The following is an 18,298-nucleotide window of genomic DNA, read 5'->3' on the forward strand; positions in this document are numbered from 1 at the left end:
TTGGTCCCAAGAAATTGGCGCATGTTCAAAGACACGTTTCACCAATCATGAAAAGACTTGAGCTGAGATATTTAAAACTTTATCTATTTACTGTCTTAATTCTTGTTTTTGCCGATAATAGAGCCATATCAAGCCAATAACCCTTCATCATGGTAAATGAACACTAAACAAAAGAGCGCGTTAAGCCATTGGCGAATATACTCAAACATTGCCGAAACTTGATAAGGGGCTTCAACAAAGGTTGGTGGTTTATTGCAGGTATCACATCGCTTATTTTGGGAGCCATTGGGGCGTTTTTACCGGTTTTGCCAACCACCCCGCTGATCATTCTAGCGGCTTTTTGCTTTTCAAAATCATCCCCCAAATTGCAGGCATGGTTGGAAAACTCCAAAATGTTTGGCCCAATCATCGCAGATTGGCGCAAAACCGGTGCGATAGCACCGAAATATAAGATGATGGCGGTCTCGATGATGGCTGTCACATTTATCCTGAGCGCAATTTTTGGCGCCTCAGGCCTGGTACTGATCATCCAAGCTGTTGGCATGTCCATCGGCGCAGCTTACGTGCTAACAAGACCAAATTCGTAATAAGGTGGGGGAACTGAAGCATGAATGATAAACCTGATCTTGGCGCACTGTTTGGTGCAACAGATGCTGACACGTTTTTAGGTTTGAAAAAATGCGAGGATCTTGATGTTATAGATGCCTCCTGCGCATTTATTGGCGCTCCTTGCGCGACGCCTTACGGTTCAGTGGGTGCCTATGCAAAAAATGGCCCAAACTCTCTTCGCCAAGCCATAGCTTCGCTGACCGCAAACATAGATCGACACAATTTTGATCTTGGCGGTCCAACGTTTCCAGAAGGCACAAAGCGGGCAGTTGATTGCGGCGATCTACCATGGAATGAGACAGATTTCGCCTCAAACAGAGCTACGATTACAAAAGCGATTTCAAAGATCATTGCAAATAATGTCGTGCCGATCCTCATAGGAGGTGACGATTCCGTACCCATCCCGATGATCAAAGCCATGGGGTCAACGGGTAAAAACTACACCATCTTGCAGATAGATGCGCATATAGATTGGCGTGAAGAACATATGGGCGAAACACATGGGCTTTCATCGACCATGCGTCGCGCTTCAGAAATGAGCCACATTCAAAAAATCATTCAAGTCGGAGCGCGTGGTATTGGGTCCGGCCATTCCAGTGATTTTGAAGATGCGTTAAGCTGGGGTGTGAAGTTTTTCACAGGTTTTGATGTCCATCAATCTGGTTTAAACCCTGTGATCGATGAAATAGATGAGGGCAGCAATATTATCCTTTGCATCGATATTGATGCGATGGATCCCTCTATTACGCCAAATACGATTGGCAGAACCCCTGGTGGCTTGTCCTATTATCAAGTTTTGGAGTTAATCATGGCTGCAGCTGATCGTGGGTCTATATCCGCAGTCGATTTTGTTGAAATCATGCCGGAGGTGGATATCGATGGAATCGGTGCGCTTCATGTTTCAAGATTAGTTGCCGCGACCATGGGCATTATTGCGCGCCAGCAATCAAGTGGTTGATGTCTGGTGAGTCATCTAAACCCACCAAACAGTCTGTTTATGTTAGTTTAAGCGATATGAGCGCCTGTATTGTTTTCCATGCTACCCGTTTCAATAGGGCGCCAAAGTGGGTAGAGGAACAGCGCTAAGAAGCTTAAATTCAACACCGCGTTAAATGCAGCTCCTGAAGCGATGGACGCAGCACTATCAACAACAAACCAAGATATAATGGCTTTTATCATAATCGGTCTTAGCTGGTTGTGGTGAGCTTCAAACAATTGTGTTGTTAAGAGCCAGAACATCACACCCCAACCAACGCAAATGCCACCCAAAATGGCGAATAAAAGCCGTGTTTCAGTGTTACTAACAGCTGTTAGCTCAGCAAATGGCCAAATTGCGAGCGATATGAACCAGCGCGCAAGAGCATCTACAGCAGGGTGTGCACCTAAAACGCTTAAGAAGCCAAAACCAATAAGTGTTATGCTCGCAAATTTGAGCCACTTCATTGAAGATTGAATTTGCATGATCATCATCCTTTGCAGTTAAATTCAAAATATCTGCTGCGGAAAATCTGATGAATATCGAATGAAAGCAATTACCTTACAGGTAAGCAAAGTTTGCTACGAAAGAGTTTGCAGTGAAACCAAAAGGAGGCTGATCGACCCAACGATATATAAAATCGTCGTACCCGTGACAGCAATTAAACGCATAACCTTTTGCGATGTTGGCACGCTGATATCTTTGAACAAACCCAAAGGATGTAAGATCCGGAAAATGATAAAACTCATTCCATAGGCGTGTAAAAACGTGTCGCTAAATCCTTTGAGTTCTAAAAAGAACATAATTACGAGAAGAATCGGTGCATGCTCGATAAGATTGCCAAAACGGCGGATTGCGAGCGCGAGTTTTAAATCACCAGCATCGCCAATACCGGCGCGAAGTGTCCAACGGCGTACGCCAATAAGATTGGCCAGAACAACCATAATCAGTGCCGTTAATGCGACATATATCGGAGTAATTGCGATCTCGGACATTACCACTTTCCGTTTTAAACGAGTTTCTAACATTAAGTGCTTGTTGATTGGTTGTACGTAGCTTTTGCATAATTGGACCAAAGCGTTCAGAGGAAACACAGAAAAAAACCGAAAATTGCCTAAATTTCTGAATTAATTGAGGATTTTATAATAACAGATTTCACAAATTGGAAATAATGAGCTTTGATTACCTCCAAGGTAAGTGTTTTCAGATAATTAATGCGGTAGAACGCCCCAATAGGAGGCGCAAATGCAGAACAGTTTTGGAACAAGTTTAAAAGAATGGCGTGGCCGACGACGCATGAGCCAAATGGACCTTGGATTGTCAGCCAACATATCTGCTCGTCATATATCCTTTTTGGAAACCGGACGTTCCAGACCCAGCCAATCGATGGTTATGATGTTGAGTGACACACTTGATATGCCGGTTTCGGCGCGTAATGCGTTTTTAACATCAGCAGGCTTTGCACCCATCTATAAAAAGCGTGATTTAAGCGGAGAGGACATGGCACATATCAGAGCCGCTGTGTCTTGGACGTTACAAAGACATGATCCTTATCCAGCCTTTGCACTGGATCGGCATTGGAATGTTGTTAAAACCAACCAATCTGCGTCGATGATGCTTGGCGGGGCAGGTTTAGCTGAAGGTAGCAGTTTATTGGACGCTCTACTTGATGATGAGGTCATGGGTAAAGTGATTGAAAATCATGGCGAAGTCTTACGCGCTATGCAAATCAGATTGCGGACCGAAAATGAGCATCTGGGTGGCGACGAGATTTTAGATCACGCCATAGAAGGCATATCGCGCAAGCTGGAAGAACAATTTGGTGGTGGGCCTCAGCACAATGATGGGGAAGGCCCCGCAGTTATTCCAGCTGTTTACAAAATGGGAGATCAGCGTTTGTCATTTTTCTCAACCATTGCGCAATTTGGTTCAACAGAAGATATCGCATTGTCCGAGTTGAAAATTGAAATGCTATTTCCTTCTGATGAAGCGACTAAGCTGATGCTGGAAATGATGGCTGAACAGTCGAGTATGTAGCTGTTAAAACTACTTGAAAATTATTGTTCAGGGTGGTCACAGCTAATCATCATATCAAATTAATCCACAATCTCTCCACTATTCCTTCATCTCGTAATCAAAGTCTGTTGCGAGAATTTGTCAGTTAGTTTCTGATATGAAGGATAATATGATGCTGCCGATTGCTATTTTTCTCTCCGTAATTTTAGTGCCGGGCATAGCGATTGCACAAACTCACGCGCATGGCGTCGGTGGAGGGTTTGCTGCAGGTATTAGCCATCCAGTTCTGGGTTTAGATCACTTATTAGCAATGGTTGCTGTTGGTGTAGTGTCAGCGCAAGTCGCAGCATTTAAGTTCAAACATGCTATTTGGAGCGTACCTGCATGTTTTGTTGTGGTGATGGCTTTGGGCGGCGGGCTTGGCATGCTCGATATTGGATTAACGGCCATTGAATTGGGTATTGTTTTATCGGTAATTGTGCTTGGTTTGGTCATTGCCGGAGGTGGCCGTGTAAGTGCATTTACGCTGTTCGCATCGGTGTCAGTCTTCGCTATTTTTCATGGTTATGCACATGGTTTGGAAATACCCGAACTTGCCAATTCGGGCGCTTACATCGCAGGCTTTATGATCGGCACTGCAGCGTTGCATCTTTTAGGTGTTGTCATCGGACATTTGGCCGATAAAATTCCCGATGGCAGAACTGTGCTTAGATATTCAGGTGCCGTTGTGTCGGGAATGGGTTTCCATATTCTGTTGCAAATGGCAGGGTATTGATTGCTTTTAGCGTTGATATCCCCACTTACGGGGAGGGGATCAGCCAGGCTTGAAGATAGCTCTTAAACCGCACATGCATTTCTTCTTGATTATTGATCGCGCAAAAATGGAGTGCCATGGCTTGAACAGCAAAGGCCTGCACACCTTCTGCAAGCAAAATTTCTGAGACGTCTTTTCGAAAATCACCGGCCCCAATCCAACCCGCAACGATCTCGATGGTGCGTTCAAAGGTCTGGGCAATTGGGCCAATTTCCTCTTTCACCGCAGCGCCTGAATGGCGGACAATCACGTCAAAAATATACCGCTCACGTGTCATGAAATCCATCAGTGGGCGCATGCGAGACACCAATTCATCGACATTCTTTGCGCTGTCTTGCTGTTCAGCAGTATCTAGGAATTCGTCTATCTGAGCGCCAATAATAAGCTCCATCAACGCATCTTTATCCTTAAAATGCGCAAAGAATGTTCCTTTGGCGACGCCAGCATTCTTCACCACTTCTTCAACGCGCATCGCTCCATATCCATGAGCGGCAATAACCTCTTTGGCGACGCGCATGAGCTTGGCGCGGGTTTCAATACTGCGTTTTTGAGTCTGTTTTAACATAGTGTGAAAATACAGATTTATTGACCAAGGTCAAAAATAAATATTGACTACGGTCATTTTTACAATTATGACCGTGGTCAATTTTAAATCGATAAACAGGTAAATCACCATGGCACCAAAACGCATTTTCATTTTAAACGGTCATCCAGCTGACAGTTCGCTTTCAAAACATATCGCGCAAAGTTATGCGCAAGCGGCAAGAGACGCAGGGTACGAAGTGCGTATTTCGCATTTGCATGACATGGATTTTGATATCGATTATGGCTTTGCAGGCTATAAACAGCACAAAGAGCTCGAGCCCGATCTTATAGCATTTCGTCAGGATATCGAATGGTCGGAGCATTTCGTATTAACCACACCAATGTGGTGGGGTGGGATGCCTGCAAAATTAAAGGGTCTGTTTGATCGAGCGTTTTTACCCGGTTGGGCGTTTGATACACGCACGACGAAATTGGGGATACCACTGCCTATGTTAAGTGGGAGAACGGGACGAATATTTGTGAATTCCGACACCCCAAGCTTCTTCTTTTGGCTCTTACATCGCAACGCACTGCTTAAGCAGATTAAAGGGCAGATCTTTCACTTTTGTGGTATAAAACCAGCGAGCATTACTCATTTTGCACCGGCAGGTACTGCAACGCCCAAGAAGATTGAAAAATGGATTGAACAGGTTAGAAAGCTTGGTGCCAGTGGTGCATAGCGTCAACTGGTAATCTACACCCGTGCCACGATTTTTGCCGTCAATGGTATAACTGCCATCAAAATCGCGAGTAGCCAAAATGCCGTGCTGAGGCTGGAGACATTGGCGGCAAATCCCACCAAGGCTGGTCCAAGCAATATGCCAGCATAACCCGTTGTTGTAACCGAGGCGACGGCCAAACTCGGCGGCATGATTGTTTGCCGACCTGCGGCGCTGAAGATGATTGGAACCAGATTAGCAGCGCCCAATCCAATAAGGATGAAGCCAGATTGCGCAAGCAGTGGCAAAGGCGCAAGCAGCACGGTGGCGATGCCTAAAATTGTCAGCAATCCACCAAGTATGAGAACTTTTAAACCACCCAAAGCAGATATAATTCGGTCACCGCTAAGCCGCGCGATCACCATGGCAATGGAAAACAAAATATATCCAATGCCGGCATTTTCCTTTGCGGCTAATTCCTGATCAATGATCAATAATGCACCCCAGTCTAACACCGCACCTTCCACTAAAAATGTAATGCCAGCGAGCAATGCGAGAAGTAATACAATGCCTTTTGGGAACTTAAATGGTGCAGGCTCATCACCACTAACAGCCATCAAGCCACCGCGAGACAAGATCATGGTCAATAGTGTTAAAGCTGCGCCGATGATAGCTGCGATGTGAAATTCAACGTCGAAAGACAATAATAAAGTCACTAGTCCTGCACCAAAAAAGCCGCCAATACTGAATTGTGCGTGGAAATTGGACATGAGCGGTCGTTTCTCGATCCCTTCAATTTCAGCGCCATGGACATTCATAGCGACATCGATCGTTCCCAAGGATGCACCGAAGAAGAAGAGCGCGCCGCCAAGCACAACTTGTGTTGGTGCAAATACCAATACTGGCAAAAATGCCACCAATCCAAATCCGCCCAATAACACCATGGGTTTTGCGCCATAACGAGCAGAAATCACGCCAGTGATTGGCATCGCGATGATGGATCCAAGACCCAAGCACAATAGGATAAGCCCAAACTGCCCTTCATTGGCGCCAACTTGCGCTTTGATAAACGGAAACAACGGTGCAAGACACGCCATGGCAAAGCCGGCCGCAAAAAATGCTAAACGCGTTGATAATCGGGCGGGGGCAGTGGAAGTATAATCTGTCACGAAATGGCTTTCTAATGGGAATGCGGTTTCAAACCATCTCGAACCGAACGTTGTGACGTTCAAATGGTTTAATGAATTCAGGGGTGGCGTCGGTGATGATAAGATCGATCTGATCAACGGGCAGGGTGCGATGACGTGCTTTGGTATTGAGCTTTAAATGATCGGTCGCAACGATGGTTGAATTCGCAGCGCGATGCATCGCTTGTTTCATATGCATCTCTGCATGATCATCAGCACTCAAACCAAATTCAGCATCCAGACCACACACACCCAACAGCGCGATATCAACGGCGATGTCGCTAACGCTCGATAATGCAGTGTCACCTGTCGTGATCCCGCCACTTGTGCTCAAGTTCCCACCCAATAAATGCACATCAGACTCGCATTCTTGTGCGGCAATGGCAATCCAAGGCGATGGGGTGATAACAAGGCGTTGATCAAGCTTTGGCAATTGTGAAATGATTGCAAGTGTGGTTGTGCCGCCATCAACGAGCAGCGTTGGTACTTCAGCTATATGGCTAAGCGCGGCGTCGATGATGGCTTGGTTCACACCATGACCTGCGGATAGCCGCTCAAGCATGGGGGACACAGGTTTTGCAATTGGCATAGCACCACCACGCACACGGCGAGCTTTACCATCAGCTTCAAGCGCTAAAATATCTCGCCTGATCGTATCAAGCGAGACATCAAATTCGAGCGCCAAATCCTGCGCAATCAGCTGCGAGCCTTGGTCTAATCTTTGCGCCAAAACCCGCTGACGCGTATCGGGGATATTTAAATTCATGCATAATCCTGCAAAATATTGCAAAAACATGCATAAGGGTGCGAGGATGAAGTGTCAAGTGGGCAGTTAGATGGTTGGTTCTGAACGGCGCTTTGATCTGTAATCGATAGAATTGACGGTTTTACATCTGGGTCATTTGTTGATTTTTACAAAATTTACAATTTTACAAAGCCATTTTTACAAAAGCCACAAATTGACTCGCTTTTTGTGGTGATTTTGTAAATTGCAGGTGTTTTTCGCGCTGCAACATGGCAAAAGAGGCTCAGATACAGCGTTGCTCAGGGTTTGATTCAGTGTTTTCCTCCGATCACCCTCCAAATCTCATCCCATGTGATGTTGTGTAAATATTTGTAAAACTTCCAAGGAGTCATGATTATGACAACATACACACAACAGATCGCTCAGGCACAGACCTTGATCGGCGCAAATGGTAACCCATGGAATGCAATTGAAGCTGAATCAGTGGCACGTATGCGTTTACAGAACCGTTTTAAAACAGGTCTTGATATCGCTAAATATACAGCTGACATCATGCGTGCAGACATGGAAGCTTATGACAAAGACCCTGCGAACTACACACAATCACTTGGTTGCTGGCACGGCTTTATTGGTCAGCAGAAGATGATTTCTATCAAGAAGCACTTTGAAACAACAAAAGGTCGTTACCTTTATCTTTCTGGCTGGATGGTTGCTGCGCTTCGTTCAGAATTTGGTCCACTCCCTGACCAATCCATGCACGAAAAAACATCTGTTCCAGCATTGATCGAAGAGCTTTACACATTCTTGCGTCAAGCAGATGCACGTGAGCTTGGCGGTTTGTTCCGTGATCTAGATGCTGCTCGTGAAGCAGGGGATGCATCAAAAGAGCAAGAAGCTCTCAAAGCAATCGACAACCACGAAACACATGTTGTTCCGGTTATTGCTGATATTGATGCTGGCTTTGGTAATGCTGAAGCAACTTATCTTTTGGCTAAGAAAATGATTGAAGCTGGTGCATGTGCGCTTCAGATTGAAAACCAAGTTTCTGATGAAAAGCAATGCGGCCACCAAGACGGTAAAGTAACAGTTCCACATGAAGATTTCTTGGCGAAAGTTCGTGCATGTCGTTACGCATTCCTAGAAATGGGTATCGACAACGGCATCATCGTAACGCGTACTGATAGCTTGGGTGCTGGCCTTACTAAACAGATCGCTGTTTCAAATGAGCCAGGTGATTTGGGCGATCAGTATAACTCATTCTTGGATTGCGAAGAGATCACACCAGAGAATATGCAAAATGGCGATGTTATCATCAATCGCGATGGTAAAATGATGCGTCCTAAGCGCCTTCCATCAAACTTGTTCCAGTTCCGTCCAGGTACAGGTGAAGACCGCTGCGTTCTTGATAGTGTGACTTCACTTCAAAATGGTGCTGATCTTCTTTGGATCGAAACTGAGAAGCCGCATATCGGCCAGATCGGTGGCATGGTGAACCGCATTCGCGAGACAATTCCAAATGCGAAATTGGTTTACAACAATTCACCATCGTTCAACTGGACACTCAACTTCCGTCAGCAAGTGTTTGATGCTTGGGAAGAAGAGGGACGTGATTTGTCAGCTTATGACCGCGCAAAACTTATGAGCGCATCATATGATGAGACAGAATTGGCGACAGAAGCTGATAACCGCATCCGCACATTCCAAGCTGATGCAGCACGTGAAGCTGGTATCTTCCACCACTTGATCACACTGCCAACTTATCACACGGCTGCCCTGTCCACTGATAATTTGGCGAAAGAATACTTCGGTGATCAAGGCATGCTTGGTTATGTTGCGGGTGTTCAGCGTAAAGAAATCCGCCAAGGCATTGCTTGCGTGAAGCACCAAAACATGGCTGGTTCCGATCTTGGTGATGATCACAAAGAATACTTCGCTGGCGAAGCTGCACTCAAAGCTTCTGGCAAAGACAACACAATGAACCAGTTCGTTGATGCAGCTGAGTAAATTTTAAAAGATAGCGTTGCTATTCTGGAAGGTAGCGATGTTAAACCAACCCCGCGGGAGCAATCTCGCGGGGTTTTTTGTGTTCGTAAAATATTCACGCAACAATAACGCGTAAGTAAAAAATGAGAAATACAATAGATGATGAATCATCATTCGTTTTGTACTTGGTATTACTTATTGTTACTTAAATATACAATTTATAATTGTTTTTTTGTTAACTAAGAAAACTTAAAATTTAATATGCGGGTCAACATTGAAAGTTTAAGATATGACCATTGTTAATTCCGTTTCACCTGCATATTCGAACGAAAAAACCCAAGCACTTCAATTAATCAAGGACAGCGCCCAGGCTTCCGAAAAAGATGAAAATAATTTCTACACTGTAGATGCAAGTGGCAATATGGCAGGTACAAGTAATGCCATTTCAATTATATCCGATATTGTTATGAATATTGCTGTTGATGAGGTTGGTTCTGGTTTAAGCGCTGTCTCGGGTGATGGTGACGACACAATTAACATCAAAACCAATGGTTATATTTATGGTGTTAATAGTGCTGCAGGAAATGATAGCCTGAATATCACCTCGACGGGCCAGGGGCAGTCCTACGCTGGGCCTAGTCATTTGGGGGCTATAAGTGTTGGCAAAGTTGATGCCGGTGATGGCGATGACAAAATTAACATCGTTAGTAATGGCCAAGTTAGCAACGTTGATAGTGGATCTGGCAATGATAGTGTACAAATTACGACGACTGGCGAAGGTCAAACCGCTGACTCTTATGGTAGAGCAGGCCCGGTAGGTGTAAGTAAAATTAATACTGGTTCTGGTGATGATGAGGTCGATATTACCAGTCGAGATATTGTGATGAATGTCCGAACAGAGTCCGGAGATGATACAGTTAAAATCACTGCAAAAGGCGGTGATCATCCTGCATCTGCCTATAATCCGTCGGGGCCGACTGGTGTAAGCGCTGTTTACACCGGCGAGGGGCATGATAATTTAGAAATTTCAAGTCGAGACGCTGTCCGAAGAATATATACCGATACAGGTAACGATATTGTACAGATCACGGTAACAGGTGGGGATGAAAGTCTCGATAAAACTGATGGTATGCGAAACGTTGGTCTGGATATTTTAAATACTGGTTCAGGCAATGATACAGTGAGTGTTACAAGCAGAGAAACTGTTTCGCGCGTAAAAACTGGCTCAGGCAATGATACAATTGACATCAAGGTTACGGGTACAACCTATCGTCAGGGTGAGTTTTCAAGTAGCGCGGATATCATAGACGCAGGTTCGGGTAATGATACAATGGATTTGAGTGCACTTACTGTTGCTCGGATCTACGGTGGAGACGGTCATGATACTATGAATATAAAGGGTAACACTGTCACATCCATCTATACCGGTTCAGGAAATGATACACTAAATATTTCGGCAACTGATGCGGCCTCTGTTGATGGCGGAAATGGTAATGACACCATTTCAATTAATGCAGAGCGAATACAGCGCGTGAGAGGCGGTTCAGGCAATGATACCATGATACTTGATAGTGTTGATGGAAAGAAAGCCCAAATCTATTTAAGCGAAGGGGATGGTCGCGATTATGTTGAGGTAAATTCAGAGCTTGAAATTGGTTTTATTGATGAAAATAGTCAGCACAATATAGATCCAGATACGGTGAAACTATCTAAAAATGCTGATGGCAGTTACGTCGTTAATTATGGCAATCAAGGCGACAGTGTAACGGTTAAGTTCACAGGTGATATGGAAGGTAAAGAGATCCGCCTTAATCAGGACAATCCTAAATATGCCAAATTAGAACTCGTCGATAAAGATGACCCGCTTAGCAATCGTGAGTATCAAGCTCGAAATCTCGCTACTGGCGAAATAATTGATTTTGGCGTTGCAACAGCCTCTGAAAATGATTCAGTTGTTGAAGAGCTTCAAAGCGCGATGCCAGCAACAAGCTGATGGTTAACGATATGGGATAATCCAGTTAAAGGTACTGGAAGCTTTTGTTATCTCAATCTCCCCAAAATCACCATTTGATCATTCCCAATTTGCGAACTAGATTGTTGCTCTGTTTAATCGATTCCAGAGAATTCTCGTGAACACATTTAAAAACTTATCTCAGCCGATGTCTGCAGGGCTTGTTGTTGCTATTGTTGGCTTTTTCAGCTCGTTCCCCATTGTCTTGCAGGGGTTAAAAGCCATCGGCGCTAATGAGGTGGAAGCAGCGTCTGGTCTAATGGCCGCAGCTATTGCCATGGGTGTGGCTGGTATTGGTCTAAGTCTATGGAAAAAAATGCCAATTAGCGTTGCATGGTCAACGCCGGGTGTTGCACTTTTAGCTGTCACATTGCCGCTTGACGATGGATTTACCGGCGCTATTGCAGGCTTTGTTATCGCTGGCGCTTTAACAGTGCTTGCGGGGCTCTGGCGTCCTTTGGGCAAGTTTGCAACATCTGTGCCAGCGCCGCTCGCACAAGCCATGTTGACAGGTGTTTTGATCTCGCTCTGCATCGCGCCGTTTAAGGCGATGGCTGAAGTGCCATTTACGGCAATCCCTGTGGTTCTAACATGGTTTATTGTGGGGCGCTTTCATCGTTTGTTCGCCGTGCCAGCAGCAGTGATCGCCGCGCTTATTGTGACCGGATTTGCCAATGACTTTTCGTTTTCTTTGCCAGCGCAAATCATCGCGTTGCCGGTTCTGACAATGCCTCAATTCTCATTAAATGCGTTCTTAAGCATTGGCTTGCCGTTGTTTATTGTCACGATGGCTACACAGAACATTCCCGGGATCGCGATTTTAAAAGCCAATGGCTACACACCACCCGCAGGGCCGTTGTTTACCGGCGTGGGGGCTGCAAGTGTTGTTTCAGCATCTTTTGGCGCGCCGGCGACATGTTTGGCAGCGATCACAGCTGCAATGTGCGCCAATGAAGATTCCCATAAAGACCCAAGCCAGCGTTATTGGACGGCGGTCATATCTGGCGGGCTTTATTGTCTATTGGGTCTATTTGCCATCGTCATCACCAGCGTTGCCGTGCTAGCGCCTTCAATGTTGCTTGAAACATTAACTGGCATTGCTCTTTTGGGTGTGTTTGCAAATTCCGCATCTGCAGCTTTGGGCGATCCTGATTATCGTGAGGCTGCAGCCGTGACATTTTTGGTCACAGCCTCAGGGATTACGGTACTTGGATTGGGTGCTGCAGTTTGGGGATTGATTGCAGGTGGCGTGGTTGTCTTAGCGTCAAAAAAGCTATTTAGTAAGTAACTGAAATAAATCTAAATGTATTGATTGGGACTTTGCCATGAATTTGATCGCTAAAATATTGATTGTCGCCATTGCTGCGCTTCATTGTGTGATCGCCTATGTCGAAATGTTCGCCTGGACGTCACTGGGTCCCAAAATGTTTGCATCTTTTTCGCCTGAGATCTTTGAGCCAACGGTAGAAATTGCTGCAAATCAAGGCATTTACAATATGTTTTTGGTCGCTGGATTGGTTTGGTCTTTGTTGATTAAGGATGACAGGTGGTACCGCAATGTTGCGACATGCTTTTTGTTGTTTGTCGCAGCGGCTGGATTATTCGGCGCGCTAACATTATCGATTTCAATATTGTTTGTGCAAACCGTTCCATCCGTCCTTGCATTGATTTTTCTGCATTTGGGCAAAGCCAAAAGCGCTGAATAAACCCTTTGCGTTTAGGTTTTTGCCTTTTGGTAAAAGCCATATAACCCTGAAAACAACAGCATTGTTAAACCTATCATGCTGATCCAATCGGGAACGTCACCAAAGACCAAGATACCCAAAACGGTCGCCGAAATTAATTGGGTGTAAACCAGCGGTGCCAACATGGACGCATCTGCCATTTTGTTTGACATCACCAATAAAAGATTGCCGATTGCCGAGGCAATGGCCGATAATAAGATGAGCAAAATTAGAGACGTATCAGTTAAATCTGGCACATTTGTTAGCCCGATTGGTGCCATGAAAATAGATCCGATGATAAGGTGTGAAACCAAGAGACTGCGTGCATTTGCAGCGGTTGAAAGCCATTTTGTTGATACTAAAAAACAGCCGTAAAACACACCTGATAGCAGCGCATGCGCGGTTCCTGTGGTAAAAGAGATGCCGGGCTTAATGACCAACAACATGCCAATAAAACCAAAGAACAAAAGTGCGGTGCGCGATTTTGAAATGGCTTCTTTTAGCACCAGGGCAGAAATAAAATATGCAACGATTGGACCAATAAAGAATGCGGCAAATGTGTTGGCAAGTGTTTCAGTCTCTAGCGCAATTAAAATGTTCGAAATGGCACCCGTTACAAAGACGCCGCGAACCCAAATACGCCAATCTTTTAAGATTGAAAGCTCAAAGCCACGGAACAGGTAAACACCCATTATGAAAATGATCCCGAGAAAAAATCGCGACCATCCAACAAATTGAGGGGCAACACCGTAATCCACAATCATGAGTTTTCCAGCTGCATCTCCCAGAGGAATAAACATCATTCCGGTGATCATGATCAAAACTGGTTTAAAGCTATCGGATAACATTGTGCGCCCATGAATGTATCTAATAGCAATACCAGTTTTTTGCGCTGGCGATAATCATTTGTTTTGATCGTTCTAAAACTTTTGTGAATGAATTGAATTTTGGCGCTTGACTTGGAGTTACTCCAGCCTGCTAGGTTTTGCTCAGACTGAAATTTAAAAGGGCAAATTCATGCGCATCAAACAGGCTTCTGAAGTAAGCGGATTATCACCGGATACCATTCGTTATTACGAGAAAGAGGGCATATTACCAACGATAAGGCGTGACCAAACAGGCCAAAGATCATTCTCGAAAGATAATTTAGATTGGATGGGGCTTTTGCAATGTTTGCGGCAAACAGGCATGCCGATGAAAGATATGTCACGTTATGCGCAATTGGTTCACAGTGATGACAATACCACAAGCGAGCGCATCGATATTTTAAGATCCCATCAGATCAGACTGGCCGAAAAACGCAAAGAACTTGAAAAATGCGAGGCGCTGGTGGGTTATAAACTGGGAATTTACGAGGCAAAGGGAGATTTGCACTAATGGATAACATGACAACTTGGAACGGAAAGTCTGCCCCTCGCATTGGAATTGGAACCTGGGTCATGGGTGGTGAGCAATATTGGGATGGCAAACCAACGGGTTGGGCAGGGGTTGATGATAATGAGAGCATTAAAACCCTTCATACCGCGTTTGATATGGGCGTAAGGATCATCGATACGGCCAATTCTTATGGTGGTGGGCATTCTGAGCAAATTATCGCTAAAGCACTCGCGCAATCGGATATTGACCGCGGCGAATTTGTTATCTGCACAAAAGTTGGCTTGGTGTGCGATGATCAGGGCAATATCACAGGTACAAGTGATGATAAAAAAGTTATCCTGCAAATGATTGATCAATGCCTTGGCCGTTTGCAAGTCGAGCAAATAGATCTGGTTAAATTTCATCTAAACATGCATCCCATAGAGCAAAGCCAAGATGTGTTCGAAGCGTTTTCTGAGGCTTTTCAGGCGGGTAAAATAGCTGGATTTGGCTGGAGCAATGATGATGTAAATGGCGCATTGGCTTTTCGCGATTTGCCGGGGTTTGTGGCAATACAACATGATTTAAATCTATTCTCTCCTGCGGACGAAATGATCAAGCAGATGACAAAGGCTGGGCTATGGTCTTTTAACAGGCAACCGCTGGCTATGGGGCTTTTAACGGGTAAATATAACGCAAATACAAATCCATTTGATAAAAATGATATCCGAGGGAGTGGTTTTGAATGGATGAAGTATTTTGATGAAAATGGAGCCGCTTCAGAAGAGTTTTTGCAAAAACTCGACAACATCAAATCGCTTTTAACCGCTGATGGTCGTTCGCTAGCGCAAGGAGCTTTGGGTTGGTGTTTAGCGCAAGGACAACACACCATTCCGCTACCTGGTTGCCGGACACCCCAGCAAGCAAAAGATAATTTTGGTGTGATAGAATATGGCCCATTGAGCGATGATATCGTTCAGGAAATAAATGCTTTATTAAAAGCAAGTTGAACCGCAGCTTTTGACCCAAAGGTTGATTATAGGATCTATTAAGTCGGTCGATGACCGACTATGTAAGATCGCGTTTCAATACAGCTTCCACCGCTTCAAGGGCACCTTCCAGTAAGCCACCAAATTGCTCAGCATTTTCAGTCGATGCAAAGTATAAACGGTTTTTCCAATCACCATTCTGCAGCTTTATCGGTGCGTATTGCGGGTGGCTTTGTGATCCGTTTGCATCCATTGGCGTTGCGGTTAATTCATCATCAGACCAGTCTTTGTAGAAAACTTCTAAGGGGGAGCTAGCGCGCTCACCGAACAGATTGATTAGCTGCTGTTTGCACGCTTTTATGACGGACGCGTCTTGTCTCTTTCGCGCATCCGCTGGCACACCTAAAAAGCCAAATATTGCGCCCGGCCCGCCGCCTTGGTCTTCGCCCTGAGGTGAGGCGTCATGTAGTTCCATCATGGGGCCTTTATGGCTGATTGCATCACCTGAGAGCTCCATCTCGCGCCAAAACGGTGTTTCATAAACAGCGATAAATTTCGCATGCGCTGCCATCCAGGTTGGACAAGTTCGCATTTGAATTGATGTCTGATCGGGCAGGGGTGGTGAAAACTTCACGCGATGTTCAATAAGACGCGGTGGCATGCACAAAACAACCTTCTGTGCTAAAATCTCATCCTCCTTACCTTCGGTCATAACGCGAACACCATCATCGAAAAGTTGAACATGATGTATTTTTGACCCAGCGTGTAACCGTTCTTTCGCAAGCTGCGCAACCAGTGCGTCTGTAACTTTTGCAAGGCCACCTTGCACTCGGTGCGCTCCTTGCATTGTCGCCATGTCAAGGTCGCGGCGAATATGGCCAGATGGATCTTCAAACACCAATTTCCCACGCGCAGCTTGATCAAAATAGGAGATATCTAGTTCCCTGAGCAGTTTTGCCATGCGCGTCTGACCCGGCCAAAACCAAGCCGGACCCATGTCAAAATGATCCTCTGTATTATCAATAGATGGCGAATAGATACGCCCACCAAAACGGTCGCGAGCTTCAAGCAAGAGATAATCGCGGCCTGCCTGCTCTAATTGGTTAGCCAGATAAAGACCAGACAGCCCACCACCAACAATCAAAATATCTGTTTGCATGCTCACTTAGGTTAAAAACTCTCGGAAGAAGGGCGCAGGTCAAGCTCATGCGTCCAAGTGGATTTAGGTTGATCAACAAGGTGTAAATAGGCTTGTGCAATATCTAAAGGGGACATCATGCGGGCTGGGTCCATGCCATGCAGCGAACGACTTTTTTCAGTGTTAATAATCCCATCTAAGATGACATGGGCGATGTGTACCCCTTTGGGCTGAAATTCCCGCGCAAGTGATTGTGTAAGACCACGTAAAGCAAATTTAGCAGATGCAAACGCTGAAAATTTGTTGCCACCCCGCAATGAAGCTGTCGCTCCTGAGACAATAAAAGCGCCGCCTCCGCCATTAATCAGAGGTATCATGCTTGCGCGCGCTAAGTTGTGAGCGGTAAGGACCATGTTTTTCCAAACATGTTCAAACTCATCTTCAGCCATTTCTAAAAATGGTTTGATGGTTAGCTGTGCAGTATTGTGTATAACAACTTTCGGATTTCCATATTTCTCAATGGCTGCTTCCACCGCAGCTTGGGTCTCCTTCATCGATGTTAGATCGGCTTGTAAAACATCAAGATCACCATCCGCCTTTGAACGGTTAATCCCAACCGGATCAAATCCGGCAGCAGAGAATGTTTTCATCAAGCTTGAGCCAAGACCGCTACCTGCACCTGCAATTAATACAAGCCCTTCGTGTTTTTTCTCATTAGCCATATTGTCCCTTTCCACTTGTGATGAAGATCGCAACGGATCCTTATGGATTGATGATGCTTAGTCTTTACTTTCTATATATCTATCTATAGGTAGATAAAAAGGCAATTGGCAAAATAGAGAAATTTACGAATGAGCAAACGTGATGAAATTTTGGATGTAACGGAGGCGATGATCCGGCAAAAGGGGTACAACGCCGTGAGCGCGCGCGAAGTAGCAACTGCAACGGGGATTAAGTCATCGAGTGTTCACTACTATTTTCCAAATAAGACGGATATGGTCACCGCAGTTGTTGAGCGCTACACCGATAACTTTCTTCAAAATCTGGGGCAACCCTCAGAACTTTTTAACAAGGATGGCGATAAATACAGCGCTTCGCAGGTGAAGGCACATTATATTTCTGCATTTCGTAACGCATTAATTCAGGATAAAAAATTATGCTTATGCGCGGTTTTAGGTGCTGAGTCAGGTGGCTTGCCAGAGGAGGTGAGCGCGCGAACCAACGTATTTTTTCAAAGCAATATCAAATGGTTGGTAGCAGCATTGGAATCAACATATGACGAAGCTGAATCAAGTTCTCACATACTTGAATCAAATCTTAAAGAAAGCTTAACAAATACCGCTATTCATATGTTGGCAGCCCTTGAGGGTGCGATGATTATAAGCCAAACAGCAGGTGATCTAACCATGTTTGATCGCGTGGCGAATGAGCTATTATAACCGCTATAACGTGTTTTTTTTGGCGTATGAACATTTCATTGCTCTGTCCAATCTGATCAAATCTCCT

At 45.0% G+C, this 18,298-nt stretch carries 20 protein-coding genes; 12 read left to right on the plus strand and 8 right to left on the minus strand.

Annotation, left to right across the window (positions count from 1 at the left end; translation table 11 throughout):
* Positions 1-188 precede the first annotated feature (188 nt).
* Together ACZ1GZ_RS09640 and ACZ1GZ_RS09645 are read left to right on the plus strand one after the other, a co-directional pair.
* Positions 189-587 carry a YbaN family protein gene (locus tag ACZ1GZ_RS09640; RefSeq protein WP_472664637.1) on the plus strand — a complete coding sequence of 133 codons (399 nt, stop codon included), beginning with the start codon at positions 189-191 and terminating at the stop codon, positions 585-587.
* Between the two features lie 20 nt (positions 588-607).
* Entirely contained in the window at positions 608-1,567 is a 960-nt protein-coding gene (locus ACZ1GZ_RS09645) for an arginase family protein (protein WP_472664638.1), read from the plus strand.
* A 47-nt stretch (positions 1,568-1,614) separates the two neighbouring features.
* Here the strand turns inward: ACZ1GZ_RS09645 and ACZ1GZ_RS09650 are convergent, their stop codons facing one another.
* Positions 1,615-2,070 (minus strand): hypothetical protein, encoded by a 456-nt coding sequence (locus tag ACZ1GZ_RS09650; RefSeq protein ID WP_472664639.1) that lies wholly within the window; start codon positions 2,068-2,070, stop codon positions 1,615-1,617.
* A gap of 96 nt (positions 2,071-2,166) precedes the next feature.
* A complete protein-coding gene (locus tag ACZ1GZ_RS09655) occupies positions 2,167-2,580 on the minus strand; it encodes an MAPEG family protein (RefSeq protein WP_472664640.1) in 414 nt (137 codons plus the stop codon).
* Between the two features lie 250 nt (positions 2,581-2,830).
* On the opposite strand from ACZ1GZ_RS09655, the gene ACZ1GZ_RS09660 reads away from it, so the two are divergent.
* A complete protein-coding gene (locus tag ACZ1GZ_RS09660; RefSeq protein WP_472664641.1) occupies positions 2,831-3,622 on the plus strand; it encodes an MmyB family transcriptional regulator in 792 nt (263 codons plus the stop codon).
* A 136-nt stretch (positions 3,623-3,758) separates the two neighbouring features.
* Positions 3,759-4,376 (plus strand): HupE/UreJ family protein, encoded by a 618-nt coding sequence (locus ACZ1GZ_RS09665; protein ID WP_472664642.1) that lies wholly within the window; start codon positions 3,759-3,761, stop codon positions 4,374-4,376.
* Between the two features lie 25 nt (positions 4,377-4,401).
* On the opposite strand, the gene ACZ1GZ_RS09670 is transcribed toward ACZ1GZ_RS09665, so the two are convergent.
* Entirely contained in the window at positions 4,402-4,980 is a 579-nt protein-coding gene (locus ACZ1GZ_RS09670; protein WP_472664643.1) for a TetR/AcrR family transcriptional regulator, read from the minus strand.
* 109 nt (positions 4,981-5,089) lie between these two features.
* Here ACZ1GZ_RS09670 and ACZ1GZ_RS09675 point away from each other — a divergent pair, with 109 nt between their 5' ends.
* Positions 5,090-5,680, plus strand: a complete 591-nt coding sequence (locus tag ACZ1GZ_RS09675) for an NAD(P)H-dependent oxidoreductase (protein WP_472664644.1) — start codon at positions 5,090-5,092, stop codon at positions 5,678-5,680.
* Between the two features lie 14 nt (positions 5,681-5,694).
* On the opposite strand, the gene ACZ1GZ_RS09680 is transcribed toward ACZ1GZ_RS09675, so the two are convergent.
* Both ACZ1GZ_RS09680 and ACZ1GZ_RS09685 read right to left on the minus strand, forming a co-directional pair.
* On the minus strand, positions 5,695-6,828 hold the full coding sequence (locus ACZ1GZ_RS09680; RefSeq protein WP_472664645.1) for an MFS transporter: 1,134 nt from the start codon (positions 6,826-6,828) through the stop codon (positions 5,695-5,697).
* Between the two features lie 28 nt (positions 6,829-6,856).
* Entirely contained in the window at positions 6,857-7,612 is a 756-nt protein-coding gene (locus ACZ1GZ_RS09685) for a DeoR/GlpR family DNA-binding transcription regulator (RefSeq protein WP_472664646.1), read from the minus strand.
* A gap of 375 nt (positions 7,613-7,987) precedes the next feature.
* Here ACZ1GZ_RS09685 and ACZ1GZ_RS09690 point away from each other — a divergent pair, with 375 nt between their 5' ends.
* The 4 genes from ACZ1GZ_RS09690 (at position 7,988) to ACZ1GZ_RS09705 (ending at position 13,291) form a co-directional block, all read left to right on the plus strand.
* Positions 7,988-9,595 (plus strand): isocitrate lyase, encoded by a 1,608-nt coding sequence (locus ACZ1GZ_RS09690; protein ID WP_472664647.1) that lies wholly within the window; start codon positions 7,988-7,990, stop codon positions 9,593-9,595.
* A gap of 268 nt (positions 9,596-9,863) precedes the next feature.
* On the plus strand, positions 9,864-11,567 hold the full coding sequence (locus tag ACZ1GZ_RS09695) for an autotransporter outer membrane beta-barrel domain-containing protein (protein WP_472664648.1): 1,704 nt from the start codon (positions 9,864-9,866) through the stop codon (positions 11,565-11,567).
* A gap of 166 nt (positions 11,568-11,733) precedes the next feature.
* The gene (locus tag ACZ1GZ_RS09700; RefSeq protein WP_472668276.1) at positions 11,734-12,873 is read left to right on the plus strand and encodes a benzoate/H(+) symporter BenE family transporter; all 1,140 of its coding nucleotides are present in this window, start codon (positions 11,734-11,736) and stop codon (positions 12,871-12,873) included.
* Between the two features lie 37 nt (positions 12,874-12,910).
* Positions 12,911-13,291: a DUF1304 domain-containing protein gene (locus ACZ1GZ_RS09705; protein ID WP_472664649.1), complete on the plus strand. Its 381-nt coding sequence runs from the start codon at positions 12,911-12,913 to the stop codon at positions 13,289-13,291.
* 11 nt (positions 13,292-13,302) lie between these two features.
* Here the strand turns inward: ACZ1GZ_RS09705 and ACZ1GZ_RS09710 are convergent, their stop codons facing one another.
* On the minus strand, positions 13,303-14,157 hold the full coding sequence (locus tag ACZ1GZ_RS09710; protein WP_472664650.1) for a DMT family transporter: 855 nt from the start codon (positions 14,155-14,157) through the stop codon (positions 13,303-13,305).
* A 169-nt stretch (positions 14,158-14,326) separates the two neighbouring features.
* On the opposite strand from ACZ1GZ_RS09710, the gene ACZ1GZ_RS09715 reads away from it, so the two are divergent.
* Together ACZ1GZ_RS09715 and ACZ1GZ_RS09720 are read left to right on the plus strand one after the other, a co-directional pair.
* Positions 14,327-14,686 carry a MerR family transcriptional regulator gene (locus ACZ1GZ_RS09715; protein ID WP_472664651.1) on the plus strand — a complete coding sequence of 120 codons (360 nt, stop codon included), beginning with the start codon at positions 14,327-14,329 and terminating at the stop codon, positions 14,684-14,686.
* Positions 14,686-15,675, plus strand: coding sequence for an aldo/keto reductase (locus tag ACZ1GZ_RS09720; protein ID WP_472664652.1), 990 nt, complete (start codon positions 14,686-14,688; stop codon positions 15,673-15,675). Before ACZ1GZ_RS09715 ends, ACZ1GZ_RS09720 begins: the two co-directional genes overlap by 1 nt.
* 58 nt (positions 15,676-15,733) lie before the next feature.
* On the opposite strand, the gene ACZ1GZ_RS09725 is transcribed toward ACZ1GZ_RS09720, so the two are convergent.
* A complete protein-coding gene (locus tag ACZ1GZ_RS09725; protein WP_472668277.1) occupies positions 15,734-16,813 on the minus strand; it encodes a flavin monoamine oxidase family protein in 1,080 nt (359 codons plus the stop codon).
* Between the two features lie 11 nt (positions 16,814-16,824).
* Positions 16,825-17,514 carry an SDR family NAD(P)-dependent oxidoreductase gene (locus tag ACZ1GZ_RS09730; RefSeq protein ID WP_472664653.1) on the minus strand — a complete coding sequence of 230 codons (690 nt, stop codon included), beginning with the start codon at positions 17,512-17,514 and terminating at the stop codon, positions 16,825-16,827.
* 129 nt (positions 17,515-17,643) lie between these two features.
* Here ACZ1GZ_RS09730 and ACZ1GZ_RS09735 point away from each other — a divergent pair, with 129 nt between their 5' ends.
* Positions 17,644-18,231 carry a TetR/AcrR family transcriptional regulator gene (locus tag ACZ1GZ_RS09735; protein ID WP_472664654.1) on the plus strand — a complete coding sequence of 196 codons (588 nt, stop codon included), beginning with the start codon at positions 17,644-17,646 and terminating at the stop codon, positions 18,229-18,231.
* The last annotated feature ends 67 nt before the right edge of the window (positions 18,232-18,298 follow it).

Source organism: Lentilitoribacter sp. JB5-8 (assembly GCF_055693385.1).